At 58.6% G+C, this 16,798-nt stretch carries 13 protein-coding genes; 9 read left to right on the forward strand and 4 right to left on the reverse strand.

The window, feature by feature from the left end:
* Positions 1 to 6: 6 nt before the first annotated feature.
* From K3178_RS05625 to K3178_RS05645, 5 genes are all read left to right on the forward strand, one after another.
* On the forward strand, positions 7 to 2,196 hold the full coding sequence (locus K3178_RS05625) for an EAL domain-containing protein (RefSeq protein ID WP_345719849.1): 2,190 nt from the start codon (positions 7 to 9) through the stop codon (positions 2,194 to 2,196).
* A 105-nt stretch (positions 2,197 to 2,301) separates the two neighbouring features.
* Entirely contained in the window at positions 2,302 to 4,521 is a 2,220-nt protein-coding gene (locus K3178_RS05630) for a sensor domain-containing protein (RefSeq protein WP_221570363.1), read from the forward strand.
* 52 nt (positions 4,522 to 4,573) lie between these two features.
* Positions 4,574 to 6,391: a translation elongation factor 4 gene (lepA, locus tag K3178_RS05635; RefSeq protein WP_221570364.1), complete on the forward strand. Its 1,818-nt coding sequence runs from the start codon at positions 4,574 to 4,576 to the stop codon at positions 6,389 to 6,391.
* Between the two features lie 51 nt (positions 6,392 to 6,442).
* The gene (locus K3178_RS05640) at positions 6,443 to 7,555 is read left to right on the forward strand and encodes a hypothetical protein (protein ID WP_221570365.1); all 1,113 of its coding nucleotides are present in this window, start codon (positions 6,443 to 6,445) and stop codon (positions 7,553 to 7,555) included.
* Positions 7,545 to 8,582 carry a hypothetical protein gene (locus K3178_RS05645; RefSeq protein ID WP_221570366.1) on the forward strand — a complete coding sequence of 346 codons (1,038 nt, stop codon included), beginning with the start codon at positions 7,545 to 7,547 and terminating at the stop codon, positions 8,580 to 8,582. The genes K3178_RS05640 and K3178_RS05645 overlap by 11 nt, the downstream gene beginning before the upstream one ends.
* On the opposite strand, the gene K3178_RS05650 is transcribed toward K3178_RS05645, so the two are convergent.
* The 4 genes from K3178_RS05650 to K3178_RS14370 form a co-directional block, all read right to left on the reverse strand.
* Positions 8,560 to 9,420 carry a DNA adenine methylase gene (locus K3178_RS05650; protein WP_221570367.1) on the reverse strand — a complete coding sequence of 287 codons (861 nt, stop codon included), beginning with the start codon at positions 9,418 to 9,420 and terminating at the stop codon, positions 8,560 to 8,562. The genes K3178_RS05645 and K3178_RS05650 overlap by 23 nt on opposite strands.
* Before the next feature lie 88 nt (positions 9,421 to 9,508).
* Positions 9,509 to 10,360 carry a hypothetical protein gene (locus K3178_RS05655; protein ID WP_221570368.1) on the reverse strand — a complete coding sequence of 284 codons (852 nt, stop codon included), beginning with the start codon at positions 10,358 to 10,360 and terminating at the stop codon, positions 9,509 to 9,511.
* A gap of 311 nt (positions 10,361 to 10,671) precedes the next feature.
* Positions 10,672 to 11,937 carry a glutamate-5-semialdehyde dehydrogenase gene (locus tag K3178_RS05660; RefSeq protein ID WP_221570369.1) on the reverse strand — a complete coding sequence of 422 codons (1,266 nt, stop codon included), beginning with the start codon at positions 11,935 to 11,937 and terminating at the stop codon, positions 10,672 to 10,674.
* A 43-nt stretch (positions 11,938 to 11,980) separates the two neighbouring features.
* Complete coding sequence (locus tag K3178_RS14370) at positions 11,981 to 12,775, reverse strand: pyrroline-5-carboxylate reductase family protein (protein WP_345719869.1); 795 nt, start codon at positions 12,773 to 12,775, stop codon at positions 11,981 to 11,983.
* A 201-nt stretch (positions 12,776 to 12,976) separates the two neighbouring features.
* Here K3178_RS14370 and proB point away from each other — a divergent pair, with 201 nt between their 5' ends.
* From proB to K3178_RS05685, 4 genes are all read left to right on the forward strand, one after another.
* Positions 12,977 to 14,125, forward strand: coding sequence for a glutamate 5-kinase (gene proB, locus K3178_RS05670; protein WP_221570371.1), 1,149 nt, complete (start codon positions 12,977 to 12,979; stop codon positions 14,123 to 14,125).
* Positions 14,126 to 14,353: 228 nt separating this feature from the next.
* The gene (locus tag K3178_RS05675) at positions 14,354 to 14,539 is read left to right on the forward strand and encodes a DUF465 domain-containing protein (protein WP_221570372.1); all 186 of its coding nucleotides are present in this window, start codon (positions 14,354 to 14,356) and stop codon (positions 14,537 to 14,539) included.
* A gap of 23 nt (positions 14,540 to 14,562) precedes the next feature.
* The gene (gene nhaA / locus K3178_RS05680) at positions 14,563 to 15,759 is read left to right on the forward strand and encodes a Na+/H+ antiporter NhaA (protein WP_221570373.1); all 1,197 of its coding nucleotides are present in this window, start codon (positions 14,563 to 14,565) and stop codon (positions 15,757 to 15,759) included.
* Positions 15,759 to 16,787, forward strand: a complete 1,029-nt coding sequence (locus tag K3178_RS05685) for a TerC family protein (RefSeq protein WP_221570803.1) — start codon at positions 15,759 to 15,761, stop codon at positions 16,785 to 16,787. Before nhaA ends, K3178_RS05685 begins: the two co-directional genes overlap by 1 nt.
* The last annotated feature ends 11 nt before the right edge of the window (positions 16,788 to 16,798 follow it).

Genomic DNA, 16,798 nt, shown 5'->3' on the forward strand with positions numbered 1-16,798 from the left:
CGAACTGTGGGTTTCTTTTCCAGAAATATCAAAGCGCGCGACACCGAGGACGAGCAGACGCTCGACCCGATTGCGGAGCATGATTATTCCCGCCGCGTCGAACTGCTCGAGAGTTTCGAGAAATCCGGCCTCGGCTGGTTCTGGGCAACTGACGGACAGGGTCGCCTGATCTACATGTCCAAAAGCGCCCTGGACCGCTTCGGCAAGACCGAAGCAGACGTATACGGAACGCTTCTTACCGACCTTGTCGAAAACGACCGCAGCGACAGCGACGACGAATATGCGCGCGAAAACCGCCCGCTTGCCTATTACCTAGGCGCACGCAACTCGATCACCCAGCTGCAGGTGAAGCTTCCGCTGCGCGGCGAGGACATGTACCTCGAACTCGCCGGCAAACCGCACTTCGACGACAGCAACCGGTTTGTCGGCTATCGTGGTAGCGCCAAGGACATTACCCGAAGCCGCGAGAGCCGGCGCGATGCCGAGCGCCTTTCGCAATATGATTCCCTGACCGGCCTTGCCAATCGTCACCGCATGAACAAGCGGCTCGACAACGCTCTGGCGCAGTATCGCAATTCGAAGCGTTCCTGCGCACTGATGATGCTAGATCTCGACCGCTTCAAACAGGTAAACGACACTCTGGGCCATCCGGCTGGCGACGAACTGCTGAAGCAAGTCGCAGCCCGGCTCGGTCAGATCATGAACCACGGAGGCGAAATCGGGCGTCTTGGGGGTGACGAGTTCCTGATCATGCTGCCCGATCTGGATGATCGCGGTGAGTTGGGTGAACTGGCGACGCGTGTGATCCAGATGATCGCGCAGCCTTATTCGATCAACGGCTCCCGGGCCATTATCGGCGTATCGCTGGGTATAGCCATCGCACCCTATGACGGCCTTGACGCCGAAGAATTGATCAAGGCCGCCGACCTTGCCCTCTATGCAGCCAAAGGTGGTGGCCGTGGGCAATACCGTTTCTATTCGAGCGATCTCAAGGAAGGCGCCAAGCTCCGCCGGATCCTGGAGGAGGATCTGCGCGATGCCCTCATCAAGGATGAGCTGGTCATGCACTACCAGCCGATCGTCAAGGCCAAGGATTACAAGCTCTCCGGCTTCGAGGCGCTGATCCGCTGGGAGCATCCCGAGCGCGGTTTCATCTCACCCGAGATCTTCATCGCCTGCGCCGAGGACATCGGCCTCATAACGCAAATCGGCGAATGGGCGCTCAACAAGGTATGCGAACAAGCGCAGCAATGGCCCGTCGAATTGCGCGTTGCCGTAAACGTGTCACCGACACAATTCGGCGGCGACGATTTCGTGCAGGTCGTCCAGCGCGCGTTGAAAAAGTCTGGCCTCGATCCCACACGGCTCGAGCTGGAAATTACCGAGAGCGTCTTTGCTGGCGACGACGAACAGACACTGGGAATCTTCAAGGAACTGAAGGATCTCGGTGTACGGCTGGCGCTCGACGACTTCGGGACCGGCTATTCGTCGATGAGCTACCTACGAAATGCCCCCTTCGACAAGATCAAGATCGACCAGAGCTTTGTTCGCGGCAGTACCGAAGAGGGCAACAACAATTCAGCGATCATCAGCGCTGTCGTAAGCCTGGCGCAGGCGCTGAAAATGGAAACCGTTGCCGAGGGCACGGAAACCAAGGACGAACTCGAACTGGTCATCGATCGCGGCGCCAGCCACATCCAGGGTTACATCTTCTCCCGACCGATCACCAACGAGGAGGCGCTTGAACGGCTGGCCAAGGGAGAGCTCGAATACGAGCCGCGCGGACCGGAGAAATACCGCGCCGAACGCAAAACCGTGTACCGTACCGTGGGCGCGATCCACGAAGACCATCGCTACAAGGTTACGCTTCGCAATATCTCCAAGTCCGGCGCGCGGATCGAAGGTCTTCTCGATGTGCCTGTAGGAACCGAATTCGTTATCGACTTGGGTGACGGACAACTCGCTGTCGCGACGGTCCGAAGGTCGAAAAAGCAGGTCCAGGGGGTGGAATTCGAAACCCCGCTGATTAGCGATGGCGCAGATGGCCTGTGCACCCGCCATCGCGTGTCACCTTATGAAATCGAAGCTGCTGGAAAACCGCTCGCCGCGCTTTCCAAGGACGTGTACGGCCAGCTTGCTGCAGATCGCCCCATCAGCATTCCGCGCTTCGCTGAGGTCGATACATCCACTGGGTGACGAAGTCGGGATTTCTGACAAAATAGCTGCCACTGTTAGGGCGATGCTAACCATTCGGCACTAGTCAGATCGAACCTGAAAAGGCATCGATGAGGTTGAGAGCACATGGGCGCCATGCCCTTCACCGAATTCTTCAAGGGCCGAAAATCGGGCGATTCTGCAGCAGCAGACGGCCGGTACGTCCCGGAAGCACCCCAGTTCTCGGGGTCGGACAAGCTCGCCATTGTCGAACAGCTCGAAAGTTCCGGTGTGGCCTGTTTTTGGGCGACCGACGTGCGCGGCGTGCTCACCTATCTTAGCCCGGCAATCCACCAGAAACTGGGTCGCAAGGGTGACAAGGCCTTCACCGACCCGCTCCAGCATATCCTCCAGCCTGTGCCTGGCGACGGCGATGCCCGTTCACTCGGCTTGAAGCTGGGCACGCGAAAGAGCTTCGCAAACCTCACGGTCGAGACCGGCGACATGAATGCCGACCTCGTGCTGCGCCTTTCGGGCCGCCCGATTTACGACGATGCGCAAATCTTCGTCGGTTTCCGCGGCACGGCCAGCGACATCACCGAGGAATACCGGAGTGAAGAGGAAGCAAGCCGGCTCGCCAAATTCGATTCGCTGACGGGCCTCTCCAACCGACACCGAATGGAGCAGCGCATCGACTCCACGCTCCAGACTTTCCGCAGCGCCAAGCGCGCCGCAGCGCTGATGATGCTCGATCTCGACCGCTTCAAGCAGGTCAACGACACGCTAGGCCACGCGGCCGGCGATCAGCTGCTGCAGCAGGTGGCAGAGCGTCTCAACACGGTAATCGCGGGTCGCGGCGAGATTGGCCGCCTTGGTGGCGACGAATTTCAGGTTCTCATCCCGGACATGGACGACCGCGGCGAACTCGGTGAGATTGCCAAAAAGATCATCCAGATGCTCTCGCAGCCCTATTCGGTTGAGGAAGGGCGCTGTACCATTGGCTGCTCAGTCGGTGTTGCGATTGCACCGTACGACGGAGTCGAGCGCGAAGAGCTGACGCGTGCTGCGGACCTTGCGCTCTATGCTTCGAAGAACGGCGGTCGCGGCCAGTTCCGCTTCTACGCAGCCGATCTCGAGCATGAGGCCAACTTGCGCAAGCGCATGGAAGAGGACCTCGCCGAGGCGATCGAAGAGGGCAATTTCACTCTCGAGTACCAGCCTTGCGTCGATCTTGCGTCCAACAAGGTCATCGCTCTCGAAGCTCAATATTGCTGGGAAGATGAAGAGCGTGGGCGTGTCTCGCAAGAGACCTTCATTCCGGTCGCGGAAGGCAGCCGCCTTATTATCCCGATTGGGGAATGGGCACTGCGCAAGGCTTGTGAAGAAGCGTGCGAATGGCCTGACAGCCTTCGTCTGTCGATCAACGTCTCGCCGGTCCAGTTCGAGGCGCAAGGCTTCGTCGAAATGGTTGAGACCGTGCTTAAGGAAACGGGTTTCGATGCCTCGCGCCTCGAGCTTGAGCTCAATGAATCCGTTCTGCTCGGAGATGCCAGCAAAGTCGACGCGGCGCTCGGTGCGCTTTTCAAGCTCGGTGTACGGCTTACCCTCGACCAGTTCGGTTCGGGCCTTTCTTCGATCGCCTATCTGCGCCGTGCTCCATTCAACTCGCTCAAGATCGGGGCGAACTTCTTCGAGCCTGTTATGGGCAACGATCTCGGTGACATGGAGCTTGTCCGGGCGGTGGTAGCGCTGGCCGGCGCGATGGGCATGGAAACGAGTGCAACCGGTGTCCATGCGATGGATCTCATGGCTGAGCTCAAGAAGATCGGCGTCGAACACATCCAAGGCTACGTGTTCTCCGACGCAGTGGGCCAGGACATCGTGCTCGAGGAAATCGCCAGTGGGGACTGGGTACTCGAGCCGACAGATAACGGGCGCCAGCGTGCGGGTCGCCGCACTGTGTTCCGGAAAATCGGCCTGATCCACGAAGATCACTACTATGATGTCACCCTGCGCAATCTCTCGCGCTCTGGTGCCATGATCCAGGGGCTCGAAGATGTCCCGACCGGGACCCAATTCGTTCTCGACTTCGGCCAGGGACAGCTGGCGGTCTGCACGGTACGCCGGACGATGGACGATACACAGGGCGTGGAATTCGAACAGGAACTGGTCGATGACGGGGCAGGGGGGCTGTGCACCCGCCACCGTGTCAGCCCCTATGCGCTCGCAGCTGCCGGCGCACCGCTTACGGCGCTTCCCCCGGGCAAATACAGCCAGGCACCCGAGGCTTCTCCCGGCAGCTTCGCTCAGTTCAAGCTCTCCGACAACGCACCAAAGCAAGGCGGAGGACCGCAGGAAGGTCTCTGACCGCTTGCTTTGATGCTGACAGCAAGTTGCAGCGCCGCTAAAGGGCGCGGCGATGACTGACCTTTCCAAGATCCGCAATTTTTCGATTATCGCGCATATCGATCACGGCAAGTCCACGCTGGCCGACCGGTTGATCCAGCACTGCGGCGGGCTGACCGAGCGCGAGATGTCCGAGCAAGTCCTTGATAACATGGACATCGAGAAGGAGCGCGGCATCACCATCAAGGCGCAGACCGTGCGCCTGAACTACACTGCCAAGGATGGTGAAACCTACGAGTTGAACCTCATGGACACGCCCGGCCATGTCGACTTCGCCTATGAGGTCTCGCGCAGCCTCGCCGCATGCGAAGGCGCACTTCTCGTCGTCGATGCCGCACAGGGCGTCGAAGCCCAGACCCTCGCCAACGTCTACCAGTCGATCGAGCACGACCACGAGATCGTCCCCGTCATCAACAAGATCGACCTCCCCGCCGCCGAACCCGACAAGGTCCGCGCCGAGATCGAGGACATCATCGGCCTCGACGCCTCCGACGCCGTCCTCACCAGCGCCAAGTCCGGCATCGGCATCGAGGACACGCTCGAAGCCCTCGTCGCCCGCATTCCCGCCCCCACGGGCGACCGCGCGGCCCCGCTCAAGGCCATGCTCGTCGACTCATGGTACGACCCTTACCTCGGCGTCGTCATCCTCGTGCGCGTGATGGACGGGGTCATCACCAAGGGCCTCAACGTCAAATTCATGCAAGGCGGCACCCAGCACCTGATCGACCGCGTCGGCTGCTTCACCCCCAAGCGCACCGATCTGCCCGAGCTCGGCCCCGGCGAAATCGGCTTCATCACCGCGCAGATCAAGGAAGTCGAACAGGCCCGCGTCGGCGACACCATCACCACGGTCAAGAACGGCGCGCCCGCCCCGCTCAAAGGCTACAAGGAAGTGCAGCCCGTGGTCTTCTGCGGCCTCTTCCCGGTCGACGCGGCGGACTTCGAGAAACTGCGCGAAAGCATCGGCAAGCTACGCCTCAACGATGCAAGCTTCAGCTACGAGATGGAAAGCTCTGCCGCGCTAGGCTTCGGCTTCCGCGCCGGCTTCCTCGGCCTGCTGCACCTGGAGATCATCCAGGAACGTCTCAGCCGCGAATACGACCTCGACCTCATCACCACGGCCCCGTCCGTGGTCTACCGCGTCCACCTCGCCCACACCAAGACGGAAGACGCCAAGGTCGTCGACATCCACAACCCCGCCGACTGGCCCGACGTCAACCGGATCGAGACGGTGGAGGAACCGTGGATCAAGGCGGTGATCTACACGCCCGACGAATACCTCGGCGCCATCCTCAAGTTGTGCCAGGACCGCCGCGGCATCCAGACCGACCTCACCTATGTCGGCGGCCGCGCGCAGGTTACCTACGAGCTGCCGCTGAACGAAGTGGTGTTCGATTTCTACGACCGGCTGAAGAGCATCAGCCGCGGCTATGCCAGCTTCGATTACGAACAGATCGGCCTTCGCGAAGGGGACCTCGTGAAGATGAACATCCTCGTCAACAACGAGCCGGTCGACGCGCTATCGCTGATCGTCCACCGCAGCGTGGCGGAAGAACGCGGCCGCGGCATGTGCGAACGCCTGAAAGACCTCATCCCGCGCCATTTGTTCAAGATCCCGATCCAGGCCGCGATCGGCGGCAAGATCATCGCCCGCGAAACCATCGCCGCCCTGCGCAAGGACGTCACCGCCAAATGCTACGGCGGCGACATCACGCGCAAGAAAAAGCTGTTGGAAAAGCAGAAGAAGGGCAAGGCAAGGATGCGCGAGTATGGCAATGTGAGCATCCCGCAGGAAGCGTTTATTGCCGCGCTGCGGATGGGGGAGGAGTAGCGATTTGCTGCGGAAATTGCAAAACTTGCTTGTGATGTTAGGCTAAATCGAATGGCGAAATTAGACAACATCGAGCCGAAATTTCTCCTTCTCGATATCGAGAATCCGCGATTTGGCTTGGCTGAAGCTGAAAGCCAAAGCGAAGCCATCGAAATTTTGGCTCAGAAGGCTAACTTACGCGAACTCTGGGACTCCATTTTGTTGAAAGGGTTTGAACCCTTTGAACCTTTGGTGGCTTTTCCAGACGGAGGCAATTTTATAGTCGTGGAAGGCAATCGTCGCCTAGCGGCGGTCAAATCGCTTTTGGAGCCTTCCCTTCTCGCGAATGTGAAGATTTCCGTCCCCGAGTTGCAAAGCAATTTTGTGACCAAGTCTCTGGAAAAAATACCGGTTAATGTGGTTTCGAAGCGTGACGAAGCCGACGATTATATCGGGTTCAAACACATTAACGGACCATCTAGCTGGGACGCTCTTGCAAAAGCTAGGTTCGCCGTAAGACTGTTTGAAAAAATGGATCTGCCAAGTGGGAACGACGACAATCGAATAGAAATTTTGGGTAAGAGGCTTGGTGATGGACGTCAGTTGATCCTCCGAAGCTTGGTTGCCTTCAAGATCATCGAGCAGTCCATCGAACTTGGCTATCTGGACGAACTAGAGGTTAAGACGAACTCTCTAGATTTTTCGCATCTATATACGATGTTGCCAAATCGTGATGTCAGATTTTATCTTGGCCTAGGGGAGGACCCCTTAAACGAAGCCTCGGTTGTCAGCGACCCTATCCCTCAAAGTCATCACGATAATCTCCGCTATATGATGATGTGGCTTTTCGGAGACGAAAAGAATCGGCCCCTCATCCAACGCCAAGGATCTGATCGCCCTAAACTCCAAAAAGTGCTTTCATCACAGGACGCAACTGAAACCTTGGAGCTTACCGGAGATTTTGAGAGGGCTGTTGAGGAGGCGGGTTTCTTCACAGATAATTGGCTCGCAGATACCGTAAAACTTTCGACACTTTCGAAGAGTGTTGCTGACGGAATTACTGATCTCCCACCAGAACTCAGTGCCGATGATTTGGAAAAAGCCAATGCGCGATTAATCTCGAGTCAAAGAAACGTTAAAAGCGCTGTTGCATCTTTGAATTCCCTTTTCAGCGATGAAGATTGAGGTTGCACCGGTAGCGACCGGAGAGGAAATTCGAACCATCGCTTTTGCCATCGAGCTTGCTGCATTTTTCAACGGTGAGGTGCGAGTTGATAGCATTGAGTGGGATATTGATCCGCTGACTGATTGGTACATTAATAGCGAAGTTGCCGAAGAAGAGCGTGATGCGTACTTAGAAGAGCGTCAGCAGGCGGAAGACGAAGCTCGCGAGGCAACACTATCGCGCCTGGTCTCGGTTTTTAAAGAACGATCTAAGAGTCTTGGCGCTGTTTATCCCCTTGAACTGGATTTAGAAAACGGCGTCCTTCTTCGTCGCGTTGAGAATTTCGCATGCGTGCCGCAAGTTGCATGCTACATTTGGCTGGCGCTGTTTCGGGCTAGCCATTCGGCATATGAATGCCTTATTGTTGACGGCGAAAGTCGCTCAAAAATCCATAGTCATTTTAAGAATGTGTTCGAGCTAATTGCTGCCTTTTCAGCGATAGGCCAGTTTCCCGGATATGCATGGTACCTTGGAAGCTCGCGCGACGTCAAAAAGCTCTTGAGACGGCTGGGCTATGTCACGCACCGAGTCGGTAGTGGCGTAGTGAAGAACATCGACGCGATGGATATCAATCAGGTAAACGACAATGACGGTGGCGTGGATGTGCTGCTATATCGGCAAGGTCAGGTTCCTATTATCCATCTTGTTGGGGCGACAATACAGAAGCAACAACGAAAAAATAAAATTATGGGGCAGCGAGAGAAGGAACGTTTTAGAAGATTCTTCCAAAACAATATAAACTTGCCTCTTCAAGGTATTTTGGCAATACCTTTTGAAAAGTCTGAGGTTGATGCCTTAAACTGCGCTGAGGAAGATTGTCTCTATTTTCACGCCGAAAACATTATTGACAGCCTTGGGATGGTGTCGTCATACGAGCCAGCAAAATACAGGCATCTAGGTCTTCAATTGCGTGACAAGACGATTGGGGGGCTAAGAGACTTATCTTTAGATGAAGCGGATGTGATCAAAGACTGCTTCGCGGCGTGATAAGCAACTCCCGTTCATTGTATTTTTTCTGAAGACTATAACGGATGGGGAAACTCCCGACCTCAGCGTGCGAGTATATCTCGTGAATTAAAGGATGATCGTCATAGGTCATCATCCAGTTTTTAATCGATTTCTTTCGTTTCAAGGCGCTGGAGAGTTCGCGGTGTTTTTTCTCATTCATCGTGTTGAGGTAAAGTCTACTCCCTGCTGTGACGTAAGGAGGATCAATGAAGAAGAAAGTTGAACGGGCTAACGGTGCTTTAAATGACCTCAGGAATTTAACGCCGTCCATATTCGACGTGATGATGATCTCACGTTTGTCAGCAAAAAATTCCACTCTCTTTATCATTGTTTCGCGATAGAAACGGGCATCGAGCTTCCATTTGCCAGATTGCTCGTAGCCTCCAACAGGTCCAGCCCCGAGAATGATCCCAGAACGATTGGTTCGGTTCATGAAAAATGTCGCAAAACCGAGATCGAATTCAGAGTCAGCAGTTCGAGGGTCCGCTACCAACTGGTGCATTCGTCTCCAATTATCGATAGTAATTTCAGTATCTCGAATACGGTCTATGAACTGCGAGTTATGATCTAGGATTGCATTCCACGCCGCAAAAATTCTCGGATCTGCGTCGTTTAGATAGAGTCGATCGACAACATTTTGCGCCAACAGTTCGATTGCTGCGCCCGCCCCACCCGCGTAAGGTTCTGCATAGCCGCTAATTTCGCAGTCGCTACACGAAAGTGCGTCATAAATCTTGGGGGTGAGGACAGCCTTTCCGCCCGGATAACGGAACGGTGATTTTCCACTTCCGCCTTGGGGGCGAACATCGAAGTCCATGGGAATACTTTGCTAACTGTGGTGCTAGCCGCAGAGTGATAACTTTCGCCGGCCGTGAGGTCAATCGCTACTAGAGCTTCTCGTTAGACTAATCCCACCCCTCATCCTTGACCGTCCGCCAGCGCGGGTTCTCCTCCTCGCTGTCCTCCCCGTCGCCCGCCTCGTCCTCCGGCTCGTCGTCTTCCCAGACGATGCCCCAGTCGTTGTGGGGGCCGTCCTCGACATGGCCGGGCCTGTACATCGGGTGCTCCGGGTCGCGTAGCGGGCTGTAGCCTTCCTCGCGATCGGCGGCGATTGCGGCTTCCAGCGCCAGCCTCGCGGCGCGGACGCGGGGGCTTTCCCATTGCTCCTCCTTCTCGCGGATCATGTCGATCTTGGCGTTGATCGATGCCATCGTCGCGACTTCCTCCTGCAGCTGCTCGGCGGCGCGTTCGGCCTCCCATTCCTTGCGCCACTTGGTGCGCAGGCGGGTGAGCTCCATCGTGTCGATGGCGTTCATGCCCTTGGGCTTGCCTTCGGTGAAGCGCTCGGGCGCGCGGTTTCTCAGCATGAACATGAGCAGGCGGTCGTTATAGGAAATGCGCGTGCCGACGAGCTGGCCGTAGGAGTACACGGGCACCTCCACCCCGTTCAGGGCGCGGTCCATGGCGACGTCCTCGATCCGCTGCACGCCGAGATCGAGCGCGGCTTGCCAGGCCTTGCGGAAGCTTTCCGCGCCCGGTTGGCGGCGCAGGTGGTAGGCGCCCACCGTGCTCATGTTGACCGCGCGGCAGGCGGCCTGGACGCTGCCGGTATCGGCGAGCGCCTCGATGAAGCGGCGCTGGCGGTCCTCGGTCCAGCCGTCGTGGCGCCTGGTCTGGCGCGGGACGGGGGTGAAGGAGGGGAGTTCACCTGCGGGGACGGGAAGGCGGGTTTCGCGATTGTCGGCGCGGCGGGTCATGCGGGCTCTCGTCATACGAAAAAGGCCGGGACAATGCCCCGACCCTCTTGCGGTAGGAAAGTGGAATAGGAGACGCGTTCTTTGTTTCCGCACCCGCATCCGCGGGTGCGTCCTCGCTAGACGTGCGGCAAGCCGCACCCGCTGCGGGCGGGCGGTCGCCCTTGCGGTCCGCTGGTCGCGGACCGGACCAGCGCTAGACGGCTAACCTTGTTCTTGGTCGCGGCAGCCAAAGGCCGACTGGCCGTCGCGCCCTATGGCGCGGAAGCCTAAGGGAGCGGACGCGACCGCCGGCGCTTGAGGCTAAACAAAAATCAGGGTCGGGTCTGACCGTCGCCGTGCACGAGATACTTGAAGCTGCACAGCTGCTCGAGGCCGACGGGGCCACGCGCGTGCATCTTGCCGGTGGCGATCCCGATTTCCGCGCCCATGCCGAATTCGCCCCCGTCCGCGAACTGCGTGCTGGCGTTGCGCATGACGATGGCGCTGTCGATGCTGGTCATGAACTTGCGCGCGGCATCGTCGTCCTCGGTCATGATCGCATCGGTGTGGTGGCTGGAATGCTCGGAGACCCAGGCGATGCCTTCGTCAAGGCCGTCGACGACCTTCACGGATGCGATGGGGTCGAGATATTCGGTGTTCCAGTCGGCCTCGGTGGCGGGCTTGATGCTGCTGTCGATGGCGACTGCTTCCTCGTCGCCGCGCAATTCGCAGTCGCTGCCCATGATCGCGGTGAGGCGGGGGACGAAATCCTTCGCCACCGCGCGGTCGACCACGATGCTCTCGGTCGCGCCGCAGACGCCGGTGCGGCGCAGCTTGGCGTTGCGGATGACCTCGGCCGCCTTGTCGAGATCGGCCGCCTCGTGGACGTAGCTGTGGCAATTGCCGTCGAGGTGGAGGAGGGTGGGGACGCTCGCCTGGTCGCGCACCAACTCGACGAGCCCGCGCCCGCCGCGCGGGATGACGAGGTCGACATATTCGTCGGCCTTGAGGAGTGCTGCGACGGCCTCGCGGTTGGTGGTGCCGACGGTCTGGACGGCATCTTCCGGCAGGCCCGCCGCGGCGAGCCCCTTGCGCATGCATTCGACGATCACGCGGGTCGAATGGCGGCTTTCGCTGCCACCGCGCAGGATCACCGCATTGCCGCTCTTCAGGCACAATGCGCTGGCATCGGCGCCGACATTGGGGCGGCTTTCGTAAATCATCCCGATCACGCCGATGGGCACGGCGACACGTTCGATCTTGAGGCCGTTGGGGCGATCGAAGGTCGCGAGGCTGCGGCCGACGGGGTCGGGCAGTTCGGCGATTTCCTCCAGCGCGCCGGCCATGCCTTCGATGCGGTCTTCGGTCAGCTTGAGGCGGTCGATAAAGCTGTCGGGCTTCTTGCCTTCGACGCTCTTCACGTCCTCGGCATTGGCTTCGAGCAGTTCGGACGTGGCTTCACGCAGCGCCTTCGCCGCCTCGCGCAGAGCGAGGTTCTTGGCATCGGTGCTGGCCGATAGCAGGCCCTGAGCCGCCTTGCGGGCGTTCCGGCCGAGCGTGGTGATGTGGATCTGCGGGTCGAGTGTCTGGTCGTTCATGAAATCTCTCTTGGTTCGTGTGCGGGGCAGGAGGCGCTGGGGGTCAGCGCAGCTCTACCGCCCGGTCGTAGGCTGCCTGCAGTGTAGCATGCAGACGGTCGGAAAGGCCACTATCGCCGTTGAGGGCATCGAGGCCGGCGGCGGTGGTGCCGCCCTTGCTGGTCACCGAATTGCGCAAATCCTCGAGGCTGGGTGCATCGGGCTCGCTGGCCATGGCGATTGCGCCGCCGATCGTGGCGAGCACCATTTCGCGCGCTTCGTCTTCGGAAAAGCCCTGCGCCATCGCGGCTTCGGCATAGGCGCGAGCGATCTCGAAAACATAGCCCGGGCCAGAGCCGGCGACGGCGGTCACCCGGTCGATCTTTTCTTCGGTTTCCACAACAATGGTCGTGCCTGCGCGGCCCATGAAATCTTCCGCGTGCGCCATGTGATCGGCACTCGCATGCGGGCCGGGGCAGAGGCCGCTCACGCCGCGACCAATCGCTGCAGGCAGGTTCGGCATAGTACGGATGACCGGCGCATCGCCCATGAGCTTCGACAGGCGATCAGCCGAATAACCTGCGGCGATCGACAGCACATAGCCGCTTTGCGCAAGATTCTCCGCATAGGCGGGCATGATGTCGTCGATCATCTGCGGCTTGACCGCAGCGATGATGCAATCGAAGGTTTCGGAGGCGATCGCATCGCGGTCGCGCACCAGTCGAACACCTTCGGGAAGGCCGCTCGCCATTGGGTCCACGACGGTGAAACTTTCATCGCCGCTCGTCCATTGTGACAGTAGTGCGGAGCCCATTTTTCCGCATCCGATGATAAGTACTGAATTGATGATCGTATAAATCCGTTTCCGCGTATAAGATACGCTCTAGTTCCTTATGGCGATTTGAGCCTGTAGTGTTAATTCAATTCGACTGCGCATTTATTTATCAAAGTATTTGTGAATACTTCTGCATTCGGTATTCATTGAAAATTTGGTTGTGCACTGCACCATTACCATCTATGTTGTATCACAGAAATTTCAAGGCAGATACATATTCATTCTATGACCAAAAAACGTAATATTGTTGTCAAGATCGGCTCGGCCCTCCTGGCTAATCAGGAAATGCTTACGCCCCGCTACGGTTTCCTCCAGCGTCTGCTCGAGGACGTCGCACACCTGCGCGCCGATGGAAACGAAGTTATCCTTTGCTCCTCCGGTTCTGTGGCCTTGGGCCTCCGCATCATCGGGGAAACGCCCCAGAGCGCCGGGATCTCCGACAAGCAGGCGGCCGCCGCCTGCGGCATGCCGCTTCTGCTCAATGCCTACAAACAGGTGGGGCACGAGTTCGGCTTCGAGATCGCGCAGGTCCTGCTGACGCTGGGCGATTTCGAGGACCACCGCAGGTTCCTCAACACGCGCAACACTGTCGCCCGGCTTCTCGAAGCGCGCGTAATGCCGATCGTGAACGAGAACGACACGATCACTACTGAGGAAATCCGGGTGGGCGATAACGACCGCCTTGCGGCCAAAGTAGCGCAAATGGTCGGCGCAACCGACCTCATCATTCTGACCGGTGTCGATGGCCTCTATGACCGCAACCCCGACGACCCTGACGCCGAATTCATCCCAGAAGTGACCGATGTCGCCCCCTATATGGAAGCGACCCGTGGAAAGAGCACGCTCGGCACGGGCGGGATGGAAACCAAGCTCCAGGCGGCCAACATGGCACAGGAAGCAGGCGTCACGACATGGATCGCGCAGGGCGAGGTCGACCGCCCGTTATCCACCGTGCTCGACGGCAGTCGACGCGCCACTAAGGTCTTGCCGCACCCGAACCCGCTTTCAGGGTGGGACAGCTGGATTGCCAATCGCCTGCAGATGGCCGGCAGCCTGGTTGTCAGCGAAGCCGTGGCCAGTGCGCTTGCCATTGGCGACCGCCCGATCTGCCGCGCCGACGTCATCAGCATGGATGGCGATTTCACCCGCGGAGACGTGCTGCATATCTATGATAGCAAGGGTATCGAGCGGGCCCGCGGCCTGTCGGATTTCACATCGGAGGAAATCCGGGTGATGACGAACAATCCCGACACCGATGCCGAGCAACTGCTGGGTTACAAGACGCGCGGGAATATCGTGCGCAGCAACAACCTCGTCATGCTTGAGACGCGCCACCTTCTCTGGGATGCACCCGAAGCACTGGGTGAGGGGTGAACCCGCCAAAATTTTTCCAAGGCTCTTGAAACCAGATCGATCCTGTCGCATTTAGTCAATGCGGGCCGGGCCCCTCTGGCGAGCGCGCTTCTTTGCAAGGCGTTCGTGATGTCGGACCGCATCGGATAACCGATGCGTGCTGGCGGGCCAATGTATCCCTCCCCCATCCCAGGCTGCTAGCCCATCGGTTGTCCGATCGATTTTCATTATCGATCACGGAGACATGCGATGACGGCCCGCACTTTCAGACTTACCCAGATCCACCAGAAGATCGACGAGCGACTGCGCCTGGAGCAATTGAAAAAGTCTCCGGACACGCTTGAAATCTCTCGCCTCAAGCGGATGAAGCTCCGCGTGAAGGACGCCCTGCATCGCCTTTTGCGTACGCAGAAAACCGTTCTGGCAAAGCGCTAAGCAATAGGCGAGGATAGTAAGTCATGGTACAGGCGATCGCCCCGATGCTGCGTGAATTCCTGCAAAAGGAATCTGCCGGCGGCATAGTCCTCATATTTGCCGCTGCATTGGCACTGGCGATCGCCAATTCCCCCCTGGCACCGCAATATCTCGGCTTCCTCGAGATACCGGTGGTGGCTGCAATCGGCAGCTTCGTTATCGACAAGCCTTTGCTCTTGTGGATCAACGACGGGCTGATGGCCGTGTTTTTCTTCCTTGTCGGTCTCGAAGTGAAGCGCGAGGTGCTGGAGGGCCAGTTGTCCTCCTGGAACAAGGCCTCACTTCCGCTTGTTGCAGCGATCGGAGGCATGGCGCTTCCCGCACTTGTCTTCATCGGCCTGAACCTCGATTCGCCCGAGAACATTCGGGGCTGGGCGATCCCGGCTGCAACCGATATCGCTTTCGCCCTCGGTGTGCTCTCATTGCTCGGTCCGCGCGTCCCTGTTGCGCTCAAGGCTTTGTTGCTCGCCATCGCGGTTATCGACGACATCGGTGCGATCACCATCATTGCCCTGTTCTATTCGGGCGAACTCGACACAGGCATGCTCGGCGCGGCGGCGGTTGTCTTCGTGATTATGCTCGCGCTCGGAAGGGCGAAGGTCCAGTCCACCATCCCCTACATCTTGCTCGCAATCCTGATGTGGGCCTTCGTGCTCAAGTCGGGCGTGCACGCGACCCTGGCGGGCGTTGCCGCGGCCCTGACGATCCCGCTCGATGCCAATAGCGACCATGGCCCGCTGGAGCGGATGGAACATGCGTTGCACCCGTGGGTGGCCTTCCTCGTCATTCCGATCTTCGGTTTCGCGAATGCCGGCGTGTCGCTCGTTGGACTGGAGGCATCGGCCTTGCTCGATCCACTTCCGCTCGGCATCGCTCTCGGACTGCTTGTCGGCAAGCAGCTGGGCATCTTCGGGTTCGCCTGGATTGCCGTGAAGACCGGCCTCGCCAGGCTCCCCGATGAGGTGAATTGGCGCCAGATCCATGCACTGTCGCTTCTGGCTGCGATCGGTTTCACCATGAGTCTCTTTATCGGCAACCTCGCTTTCGCCACGGCAGAGCAGGTGGATGCTGTCAAACTCGGCGTGCTGGCGGGATCGACCATTGCTGCCTTTGCCGGATATTTTCTCCTCAAAAGCGCGCTTCCCGCCACAGCGGAGCCTATCGAGAGTTATAAGGAATGATGGAATTTTTCACCCAGGACTGGCTCGGAACCCCAATCTGGTTCTGGGCCTCATTCCTTGCCATCGTGATCGTCCTGACCGCGTTCGACCTTGGCTTTCTTCACAAGGAGGATCGCGAGCTGGGTATCGGCGAAAGCCTGAAGCTGAGCGCCTTCTACATCGGCGTGGCGCTGCTGTTCGGCGTGTGGGTATGGTTCGAGCGCGGCGAGCAGTCGGGAATGGAATATTTCACCGGCTTCTTCATCGAGAAGGCGCTGTCGATTGACAATGTCTTCGTGATCAGCCTGATTTTCACCTATTTCGCCATTCCGCCTAAGTACCAGTACCGGGCCCTGCTGTGGGGTATCATGGCGGTGATCGTGCTGCGCGGCCTGATGATCGCGGGCGGTGCGGCTCTTCTGTCACAGGCCTACTGGGTGCTGTATATCTTCGCCGCGTTCCTTGTTTTCACCGGTATCAAGATGTTCTTCGCCGGTGACGAGCCGATGGACGTCGGCAAGAATCCGGTCGTCCAGTGGATCAGCAGGCACATGCGGGTGACGAAGGAGCTTCATGCTCAGCATTTCTTCGTGAAGGTGCCCGACGAAAAGACGGGCAAGATGGTGCGTGCGGCCACTCCGCTGTTCCTGGCGCTGGTGGTTATCAATCTTGCCGATCTCGTGTTTGCGGTCGACAGCGTGCCTGCGATCTTCGCGATCACGACCGATACGTTCATCGTCTATACCAGCAATATCTTTGCGATCCTCGGATTGCGGGCGCTCTACTTCGCGCTCGCGGCGATGGTGCACCGGTTCCACTACCTCAAATACGCGCTGGCCGCTGTCCTGGTATTCATCGGCAGCAAGATCTTTGTCGCCGACTTCCTGCTCGGCGGTGCCAAGTTCCCCGCGTGGATCAGCCTTGGGGTTACGGCAGCCCTGATCGCAGCCGGCGTGCTCTACTCCTTGTGGAAGACACGGGGCGAGGAAGAGGAGGATTGGCCGGCGACCCCGGAGCTGCCCGATGGCCAGCGGGGAAATCGGGCATAACTTCACTTGGC

The sequence above is a fragment of the Qipengyuania sphaerica genome (assembly GCF_019711595.1).
Taxonomy (GTDB): Bacteria; Pseudomonadota; Alphaproteobacteria; order Sphingomonadales; family Sphingomonadaceae; genus Qipengyuania; species Qipengyuania sphaerica.